Here is a 10501-nt window from a genome sequence, read left to right as displayed (position 1 = left end):
CATCAGCAAAACTGGTTCTCAGCGCCTAGTTAGACGTGCCATCAAACACGCTTTGCTATTGCCCAAACATAAGCAACAAGTGACTCTGGTGCATAAGGGCAACATCATGAAATACACTGAAGGCGCTTTCCGCGATTGGGGTTATGAACTAGCAACCAGCGAATTTCGTCAAGAAACTGTCACGGAACGAGAATCTTGGATTTTGAGTAATAAGGAAAAAAATCCCAATATTTCTTTGGAAGAAAACGCCCGCCAGATTGATCCTGGGTTTGATGGTCTTACCGAAGAGAAGAAAGCAGAAATTGTCAAGGAAGTTGAAACTGTTCTTAACACAATTTGGGCAACCCACGGCGAGGGCAAATGGAAAGATAAAGTTTTGGTGAATGACCGGATTGCTGACAGTATTTTTCAACAAATCCAAACCAGACCGGATGAGTATTCGATTCTGGCGACGATGAACTTGAACGGCGATTATTTGTCTGATGCCGCCGCCGCCATTGTTGGAGGATTGGGAATGGGGCCAGGGGCAAATATTGGTGATTCTAGTGCCATATTTGAGGCTACCCACGGTACCGCACCCAAACACGCAGGCTTAGATCGGATTAATCCAGGTTCAGTGATTTTGTCTGGTGTGATGATGCTGGAATTTCTGGGTTGGCAAGAAGCCGCAGACTTAATTAAAAAAGGTTTAAGCGATGCGATCGCGAGTAGTCAAGTCACCTACGATTTAGCCAGATTGCTAGAACCGCCAGTTGAACCTTTAAAATGTTCTGAATTTGCCGAGGCAATTATTCAACATTTTGGTTAAGTTCATTAGGGCTAATTAGTCACAAGTCGAATTACCCCACCCTAACCCTCCCCTTGTTAAGGGGAGGGAACTAGATTTCTTGTTTCCCCCCAAAACATCGGGGGGATTAAGGGGGGTAATTTGACTTGTGTATACACGCTTTTTTAAGGGGGGTTAGGGGGATCAACAAATATTTAATACTTCTCAGACATCCTCTGATAAATCAACCATTTTAAAAAAGCGAAATGGCATTTTATTTGCAAAAAACACCAAAATCAGAAAGCGAACTGGGGTTTGAGTAATTAAAATGGCATTTTGAGAAAGCAAAAGCTTCTTTTACTTGCGGAAAACACCAAAATGAGAAAGCAAACTGGGGTTTGAGAAAGCAAAAGCTTCTTTTACTTGCGGAAAACACCAAAATGAGAAAGTAAACTGGGGTTTGAGAAAGTCAAAGTTTATTTTACTTGCGGAAAACACCAAAATGAGAAAGCAAACTGGGGTTTGAGAAAGTCAAAGCTTATTTTGAGAAAGTAATTGCGGATTTTGCTTATTGAATTTAGTCCAAATATGAAGTTTAGATAAAATTATTGAAAAAATTGCTGATAAATTTTGATCCGTCAGATTTCAATACGGTTCGGATAAGGTTTTTTGATGACACGCCCTAGATCGCTTGCCTTAACCGAACCGTATTGCGTCAGATTTTAAAGTAGTCAAAAAACAAAGTCCCCGGCTTTTCTAAAAAGTCGGAGATTTTTTTTGGGCAATCCCCTATAAAATTTCCGTTATTCGGATTTAGAGTTATCGAGAACTCGGCGCAAGTTCTCCATTAATTCGGATTTAACCCAATCGGTAATTGCTTTACCTGTGATTTTGCTAATTCATGAGGCGCGATCGCTCCATTCTCTGTAATGATGGCTGTAATCAACTCAGCCGGAGTCACATCAAAAGCTGGGTTGTAAAAATCTACACCCGCAGGTGTGAGAATGGTATCGCCAACTTGATAAATTTCTGTTGGTTCGCGTTCTTCAATGGGAATTTTGCTACCATCGGCTAATTCAAAATCAACGGTAGAAAGGGGTGCAGCGACAAAGAAGGGGATATTATGGGCTTTAGCTGCGATCGCTACACTATATGTACCAATTTTGTTAGCAGTGTCGCCATTAGCAGCAATGCGATCGGCACCCACAACGACAGCATGAATCAAACCCTGTTTCATGCAATGGGCTGCCATATTATCAGTAATTAATGTAACTGGAATACCTTCTTGAACACATTCCCAAGTGGTGAGTTTTGCGCCTTGCAAACGGGGACGGGTTTCATCGGCAAATAAACGTTCTAAACGTCCTTCTCTCCAAGCAGAACGCACAACACCCAAAGCTGTGCCATAACCAGCAGTAGCTAGCGCCCCAGCATTACAGTGAGTAAGCAGCGTCAGCTTTTCTGGGGTAGTGGGCAAGACTGCTAAACCATTGTCGCCGATCGCCTGACAGGTTTGTAAATCTTCAGCGTTGATTGCTTGGGCTGTTTGCAAAAGGGTTTGCTTGATGTCTTCTACCGTTCCCAGTGTTTCATAGGCGGCTTTCATCATCCGGCTAATTGCCCAAAATAAATTTACTGCCGTTGGACGAGTAGAACGCAACAACTGGGCTACTTTATCTAAGTGTTGCAAAAATTCGTGGCGATCGCTTGTTTTAATTTCCCTGGCACCAAGATACATTCCATACCCCGCAGCCACACCAATTGCAGGCGCACCTCGCACAATCATAGTTTTAATCGCCCGCGCCATATCTTCACTGCGGTGAATTTCCACAAATGTATATTCGTTGGGTAAGCGAGTTTGGTCAATTAGTGACACTGAGTTATTGTGCCAAATAACGGGATAAACCTGGTTTGTGGAAGGTGTCATAAACAATTCTAAATTCAAAATAAAAAAATGCAATCATAGCAACTATTCTAGATATCAACTATTGAACTTTTACAACAGATTTGCCTGAAATCTCATAGTCTTACTGAAAAATTAAATAAAAAAACTTTTGCTAAACCCTGCATTTATAAGCTGAACTTATTAAAATAGCTAAACAGCGATGCCTACGGCAATCCGCTAAAAAGCATTTACGCTTGTTATGTATTGTGTCAATACTGCGTAGGTTTTGCCTGAAAAATCACTCTGGAGTAGGTTGGGTTCAGGAACGAAACCCAACATTATCAAGTCTTTGTTGGTTAACACTTAAGTTCAACCCAACCTACAAATCTTCAAAACCTACGCAGTATTGAGACTTGTGTTGTGAACGAAAGTACTTGTGTTGTGAACAAAAAGACTTGTGTTGTGAACGAAAGTACTTGTGTTGTGAACGAAAGTACTTGTGTTGTGAACGAAAGTACTTGTGTTGTGAACGAAAGTACTTGTGTGTACACCGTAGTTAGCAAGAAGAGGGGAGTGTTTGCGTTAGCAAATACGGGGTGAGGTTATGACTGTGTTGCACCCAAGTGAGAATCGCTATATTAGTAAAATTTCATCAAAATCAGAGTTTTATATTTTACTTTGGCAAAATAATAATAGTATAAAAAGTAACTAGTTAACAATACTACATGTAGTTATCAGTTCAGTCAATAAATTATCAAGTCTTATAACTGCTTAATTTTCTTATACTACATTAACTGTAATGTACTATGTTTATTCACACCTTTGTAAGTTTATCTACAACCTAACTAGCGTTATTTCAAATAATTTTTAATATAATGTATTTTTTTATTACATTAATATTGCATTGATTCTGACAGAAATGGTATAAGATTTATAAGAGTTAAGCAAAATCAGGTTTCGTAGTATAGAAATTATCAAGAGCAAACTTTGCATCTTAATCACAATCGCATAACTGTACTCACAGAGAAGCATTTTCTAACTGGTTTCAGAACTCAACTTTTCATTAAGTTTACCAATTCCACACTTTAGTACAAAATTCTACAAGGATACTTGTAAATTGAAATAAAAGGACTGAGAAAAAGTACATTCATTAGTATGGTGAATTAGTTAAATTACAGGTTTGACATCTATATCCTTAGGTAAGAATAGTCATTACATTTGGATACAGCAAGCTCATTGCAGAATTTAACAAGGCAGTGAGTACTCCAAAGTTTGGATATATGAAGGCACTTTAAAGAATTGGTAAATTAAGTGGTTAGAAAAATTAATCTATCCAAAACACTGTCTAACACTTGGATTTTCATTAATTTTCAAAATTGAAAATTATTAACCTCTTAAAGTATGAAATTATTTAGTTTATTCCAAAAGAAGAAAAAGGAACCAAGTATGAGTAAACAAGCAAGTTATATACCTGCTGTTGACTTAGTGATCGTCATCGATACTAGTCCTTCGATGAAAGATGAAGCCCAGAGTTTGAGTGATGCTGCTGCTAGTGCGATCGCCATAATTCTTCTTCAGCTGACGAAGGCGATCGCTCTCATAAAATCTTCTTTTACTTAGTCAGAAGTGGTCTAACAAACCAACAACATCGTTGCTCTAATTACTCAAAGGCTTTGAAATAGAACTATGAAACGTCTTGTTATTTGCTGTGATGGAACCTGGCAACAGTTATCAAGTCCTTACCCAAGCAATGTGGTTAAGTTAGCTCAATCCGTGAAACCGATCGCCAGTGACGGGGTTACACAGATCATATTCTACGACGAGGGTATTGGAACCGAGAGTCAAAAGGTTTTAGGGGGAGCTACCGGACTAGGAATCGATAGAAATATAGAAGATGGCTACCGATTTCTTAGTCTCAATTATGTTCCTGGTGACGAAATCTATCTGTTCGGCTTCAGTCGTGGTGCTTACACAGTTAGAAGTTTAGCGGGGATGATCTATTGCTCCGGTCTTCTAGATCGCCCCCATATCGCCAAAGCACATGACGCTTACGAGCTTTACCGTAGCCGGGATATTAAACCAAAGGATAAAGAAGCTGTGGAATACCGTCAAACTTTTGGCGATCGCGTCCCTATCACCTTGGTCGGTTGTTTTGATACCGTTGGTGCCCTTGGTATTCCTGGGATGCCCGCCTTCAGCAAGTTGCACGAGCAGCTGAATAAGCGGTACAGATTCCATGACACTACTTTAAACAAATGTGTTCACAATGCATTGCACGCAGTGGCGATCGACGAAATCCGCGAAATTTTTGACGTCACTCCCATGAAAAAGCATCCTGAGGCTGAAAACCAGCGGGTAATTCAAAAATGGTTTCCAGGTGAGCACGGCTGCGTTGGCGGTGGAACAGAAGAACATAGTGGGTTATCAGATGCTGCCTTACAGTGGATGATTGATTCAATCGGCGTCCTGGGATTGGGGCTTGACTTAGATCCAAGTGTGATTCCGACAGGCATTAACCCCAATTATGAATGTGACTTTAAGAACGATGTTGGATTCTTTAAATTGGCAGGAATCAAGTTTCGTGAGGTCAGCGATGTGATTGATGATCTTCATGAAAGCACGATCAACCGTTTGAAAAGTCGCAAAGACTATCGACCGAAGAATCTACAAAAGATTATTTCCAAACTGAATTAAGTTAAATTAATTTGGTTAATCGAAGCATAAAAATTTAGAGTGCATTGAATACAAAAGTGGAAAAAAAGGTAAAAACAATTATGGCTGGAAAAAGAGATACATCCAAAGACGGTTTAAACAACAAAATTCAAACATTAGTTTTAACAAACTTTAAACCGATTTGGAAACTTCTACAAAGTAACGAATCTATAAAACGTAAAGTTAACAAAACTCTACTCAATAGTCTCATCTACAAAATTCCGACTCGTCCTAATGCCTACAGTATGATGACTCTAGATGAGTATATTCCTGATACTAAAATTCCTAAGAAAACTGATGCTTATACTTCCTGGGAATCACTCAACGATCGCACTTATACAGGACGACATTTACCACCCGATCCAAAATTAAACGCTGAGGGCAATCTACCAAAAGTTGAAGACCTAGCTATCTTATTCCGTAAAAGAGATGGTAAAACTATTTATTCTACCAAATCAACTATGCTGTTTCCCTATTGGGTGCAGTGGTTTACTGATAGTTTTCTCCGCCTCGATCACTATAATAAATTAAAAAATACTTCCAACCATGAGATTGATTTGTGTAATGTTTATGGTTTAACCAGAAAACAAACACACCTTTTAAGAAGCTTTGAAGGAGGTAAACTCAAAACTCAAAAACTCAAGCGCCAAGATGGTGTAGAAGAAGAATATCCCTTGTTTTATTATGCCGATGCAGCGCAGGGTAAAGTTGACGCTCAATTTGAGGGTCTTTATGAACCTGTCAATGATGAAAAAAGACAGCCCGTAGATAAAAAACAATATCTGTTTGCGATGGGAGTAGAACGAGCAAATGTGCAAATTGGCTATGTCATGCTCAATACTCTATGTTTCCGGGAGCATAATCGTCTTTGTGATGAATTAGCAAGCAATTATCCAGATTGGGATGATGAACGCCTCTTCCAAACTGCGAGAAACATTCTCATGGCGATTATTCTCAAAATAATTATGGAGGAGTATATTAACCACATAACTCCTTATCACTTTAAGTTGTTTGCCGATCCTGAAGCTTTTACTAAGGAAAGTTGGCATCGTCCTAATTACATGGCAATTGAGTTTGACTTTGTTTATCGCTGGCATAGTGCGATTCCAGAAACCTTTAACTATAACGGGAAACCGACCCATATTGTTGCATCTCTCTGGAACAACAAGATGTTCATTGATCAAGGTTTGGGGGCATTGATGGAGGAAACTTGTTCCCAAGCAGGTACAAAAATTGGTTTATTCAACACGCCTGATATATTGGTTGAGTTAACCGAGTTACCCGCTATTAAACTAGGACGGCAACTGCAATTAGCAAGCTACAATGATTATCGCCAATTGTGTGGTTTCCCCAGAGTGACGAGATTTGAGCAAATTAGCGGCGATGAATTTGTTCAAGAGAAACTCAAAGAATTATATGGTCATGTTGATAATATTGAGTTCTTTGTGGGACTTTACGCCGAGGATGGGCGGAAAAATTCAACTATTCCTTCCCTAGTAGCACGCTTAATTGGGATTGATGCCTTTTCTCAAGCGCTAACTAATCCTTTACTATCACCCAATATCTTCAATAAAGAGACTTTTTCTCCTGTGGGTTGGGAAATAATTCAAAATACCAACACAGTCTCAGATTTAGTTAATCGCAACGTTCCTCCATCAGGCAGAAAGTACAAAGTTACTTTTGACCTTTAATAAACATCGGCTTTTAATGCGATCGTACCCCTACTATTAAGCAAGCTATGCGTAGCGTCTTGTATGGTGGAGCGATCGCTCTTAATAATACTCTTCTAACTCTGTCACTCGAAGCTGACTGGACAATAAATAAACTCAATTGATTAATTAATCCTACTTTTCAAAAATGAAACTATTTACCGAATACCCAGAAAAAGACGAAGCCAAATATTGCACTCTCATGAGTGAGCTAGTCAAAAAGAATATGGAAAATCTTTACGGAGGTGAGAAGAAAAAAACTGCAAAGAGAGATACCCACTCTAAAACTAACGCTGCTGTACAAGGAACTCTAGAAATCTTTGACTTTGATGAAGCAGCAATTAAGCAGGAATTGAGCAAACGCACCTCATTAACTGAAGCTCAACTTCAAGCCATTTCCCTAAAACAAGGTTTATTTGCCAAACCCAAGCAATATCCGGTTTGGCTACGATTTGCAAATGGTGCGTTTTCAGTAAAGAATGATTATGAAGGGGATACGCGCTCCATGGCCGTAAAAGTGATCGGGGTAGAAGGAGAACGACTACCGCAAAGTCACGAGTTAAAAACCCAAGATATTATTGTCCACAATACCGAATTCTTTTTTGTTAGAACCATCAAAGACTTCCACAGCTTTTTTGTAGCGGTTTATCGAGCGGGGCTGTTTCCGCTTTTTAAGCTGTTGGTGCTTTTTTGGCTAAAGTTGCATCCCTACGAATCCACTCTTTTACAAACTAGTTTCAAACGGTTTCCCAAGAGTTTGCTCATAGAACGCTATTGGAGTGCTTCAGCGTATTCTTTGGGACTCAAATCTGATTTTGATCCATCCCAACCAGGTCGAGTTCCTGTGGAATATCCGGTTGTGATTAAATATGCATTTACTCCAGTTTCCAGTCAACCACCTCATCAACAACTTCCTCTCGAATCTAGACCAGAAAGTGAGCTTCAGCGTGCCAAAGCCTCAGGTTCAGAGGACAACTACTACCGAGAGGATATCATTCAAGCTTTAGCAAAGCCTGATGCTGAATATTGTTGGGACTTTCAAATTCAATTTCAAACTAGCCCAGAAATGTCTATTGATGATACTACTATTGTTTGGAATCAAGAAGAATCACCCTTCATTACAGTTGGTCGCCTAACAGTTAAGCATCAAAAGGTTAATTCTGCCAAAGAAAATGACTTTGGAGAAAATCTCAGTTTTTCTCCTGGGAATGGTCTGGCGGTGCATCGTCCTGTCGGTGCGATTAATCGGTTACGCAGCATTGTTTATCCTATCGTTGCTAATGACCGTCATCAAAAACGAGGAGTCAAATACCAGGAACCAACTGTCTGATTTTTCGCAATAATTATTAACTATAAATAGGTGGAAAAATGACCCAAAAAATTATTTACGGAACAGTTGCTGAAGACGGTACAAAACAAAGTGGACAAGGGTTTGAAGTTCAATCACCGGATACAGGAAGCTATGTAATTACTTTTTTAGAACCTTTTATTGAACCTCCCAGTGTGGTAGCTACTTTGAAGGATTGGGGTGCTGATAATCAAATCGTTGTTAAGGATATAACCCCAAACAAAGCTCAAGTTAATATCTGGGATTTGGGAATTAAGCAGCAATCAAGTGCAGGTTCTCCAGAACTGGCAGTTACGAAAGAAAAGTCCGCTTTTAATTTTATTGCGATTGGTGAAGGTAGTTAAGTAGAAAAGTTTTCCTAAATTTTATGTAGCGATCGCCCACTACCAAAGAAGTAAATTGCATTTACTCAAGTGTGGGCGATTCATTTTACAAAGAATTAACTAAACCACAGCAGATACTTGCTGCTTAAAAAAAGCTTGCAACACTCTCTCTGCTATTTGATGGCTAGTTAAACCTAATTCTGTCTTAGATTCGTTGGGTTCAGCATGATCTACTAATACATCTGGCACACCGAATCGCTTGACAGGAACGAGAATATCTGCATCTAGTAAAGCTTCAGCGATCGCACTACCAAAGCCACCCATGACACAGCCTTCTTCTAAGGTGACAACTCGGCCGATTTTCTTAGCTAAAGGCAAAATCAACTCGGTATCCAAAGGCTTAACAAAACGGGCATTAATTACAGTTGCTTCAATGCCGTGTTCACTGAGAATTTCCGCAGCTTGCATTCCTGGATAAACCATTGTGCCATAGCCGACGATTAACACGTCATCGCCTGTACGCAGAATTTCTCCTTTGCCGATTTCCAACGGTTCCCAACCTTCTTCCATTAATGGGACACCGTAGCCATTGCCACGAGGATAGCGCATAGCGATCGGGCCACTAGTATGGTTAACACCAGTTACTACCCTGCGTTGCAATTCTGCTATGTCTTTGGGTGCCATTATTACCATATTGGGAATGCAACGCAGATAAGCGATGTCATACATACCCTGGTGGGTGGGCCCATCAGATCCGACAATTCCTGCCCTATCTAAGCAGAAAAACACTGGCAGCTTTTGGATGCAGACATCATGAATTATCTGGTCATAAGCGCGTTGCAGAAAGGTAGAATAAATAGCGGCTACGGGGCGTATCCCTTGAGTTGCAAGTCCTGCTGCTAGGGTAATTGCGTGTTGTTCAGCAATGCCGACATCAATATATTGATTGGGCAGTTTTGCTTGAAGTTTATCTAAGCCTGTTCCCGTTGCCATCGCCGCAGTAATACCGATGATTTTTGGGTTTTGTTCCGCAAGTTTCACCAGAGTGTGAGAAAAGACTTTGGCATAAGCTGGGGGTTTGGGTTTACTGGAAGGAACGGCTTTGCCAGTTGCTACGTTGAAGGGGCTTTGGGCGTGGTAGCCAACTTGATCTAGTTCGGCAATTTCATAACCTTTGCCTTTGACTGTTACTACATGTACCAAAACTGGGCCTGGTATCTGATGTGCTTGTTGGAAGGTGGCAATCAATTCTTCGAGATTATGCCCATCGACTGGCCCAATGTAGGTAAAGCCGAGTTCTTCAAAAACTGCACCTACCTTGGGAACAGCCAAGCGTTTCATACCTTCTTTAATGCGTCCTAGTTCGGGTGACAGGGATTCACCCACGAAGGGAATTTGCTTAAATTGTTCTTCAAGATTATCTTTAATAAATTGCACCGGCTGGCTGAGGCGCATTTTGTTCAGATAGCGGGGAATCGCGCCGACATTGCGAGATATAGACATGTCGTTGTCGTTGAGAACAACCAACACGTTAGTTTTCGGCAAGTGTCCGGCATGGTTGATGGCTTCTAAAGCCATACCTCCAGTTAGCGCCCCATCCCCAATCACAGCAACGGCTTTAAATTTTTCTCCTTTTAAGTCTCGTGCTAAAGCCATGCCCAATGCTGCTGAAATACTTGTAGAAGCATGTCCAGCCCCAAAGTGGTCAAACTTGTTTTCACAGAGTTTGAGATAACCTGCAACTCCGTCTTTTTGTCT

At 40.4% G+C, this 10501-nt stretch carries 8 protein-coding genes; 6 read left to right on the top strand and 2 right to left on the bottom strand.

Annotation, left to right across the window (positions count from 1 at the left end; genetic code table 11):
* The coding region (locus LC574_RS09680; RefSeq protein ID WP_267871476.1) for an isocitrate/isopropylmalate family dehydrogenase at positions 1 to 808 on the top strand (808 nt) is incomplete at its 5' end.
* Positions 809 to 1613: 805 nt separating this feature from the next.
* Here LC574_RS09680 and mtnA read toward each other — a convergent pair.
* Positions 1614 to 2693 carry an S-methyl-5-thioribose-1-phosphate isomerase gene (gene mtnA / locus LC574_RS09675; RefSeq protein WP_229453300.1) on the bottom strand — a complete coding sequence of 360 codons (1080 nt, stop codon included), beginning with the start codon at positions 2691 to 2693 and terminating at the stop codon, positions 1614 to 1616.
* Between the two features lie 1404 nt (positions 2694 to 4097).
* Between mtnA and LC574_RS09670 the strand changes: the two genes are divergently transcribed.
* The 5 genes from LC574_RS09670 (at position 4098) to LC574_RS09650 (ending at position 8764) form a co-directional block, all read left to right on the top strand.
* Positions 4098 to 4271 carry a hypothetical protein gene (locus LC574_RS09670; RefSeq protein WP_229453298.1) on the top strand — a complete coding sequence of 58 codons (174 nt, stop codon included), beginning with the start codon at positions 4098 to 4100 and terminating at the stop codon, positions 4269 to 4271.
* 66 nt (positions 4272 to 4337) lie between these two features.
* Positions 4338 to 5345, top strand: a complete 1008-nt coding sequence (locus tag LC574_RS09665; RefSeq protein WP_229453296.1) for a DUF2235 domain-containing protein — start codon at positions 4338 to 4340, stop codon at positions 5343 to 5345.
* An 80-nt stretch (positions 5346 to 5425) separates the two neighbouring features.
* Positions 5426 to 7054, top strand: coding sequence for a peroxidase family protein (locus LC574_RS09660; protein WP_229453294.1), 1629 nt, complete (start codon positions 5426 to 5428; stop codon positions 7052 to 7054).
* Between the two features lie 166 nt (positions 7055 to 7220).
* On the top strand, positions 7221 to 8402 hold the full coding sequence (locus LC574_RS09655) for a catalase (RefSeq protein WP_229453292.1): 1182 nt from the start codon (positions 7221 to 7223) through the stop codon (positions 8400 to 8402).
* A gap of 38 nt (positions 8403 to 8440) precedes the next feature.
* Positions 8441 to 8764, top strand: coding sequence for a hypothetical protein (locus tag LC574_RS09650; protein ID WP_229453290.1), 324 nt, complete (start codon positions 8441 to 8443; stop codon positions 8762 to 8764).
* Between the two features lie 99 nt (positions 8765 to 8863).
* Here the strand turns inward: LC574_RS09650 and dxs are convergent.
* The coding region (dxs, locus tag LC574_RS09645) for a 1-deoxy-D-xylulose-5-phosphate synthase (RefSeq protein ID WP_229453288.1) at positions 8864 to 10501 on the bottom strand (1638 nt) is incomplete at its 5' end.

Origin of the sequence: Nostoc sp. CHAB 5715 (genome assembly GCF_020829685.1) — a bacterium.
Lineage (GTDB): Bacteria > Cyanobacteriota > Cyanobacteriia > Cyanobacteriales > Nostocaceae > Nostoc.
This window is presented reverse-complemented; position numbering and strand designations above follow the sequence as displayed.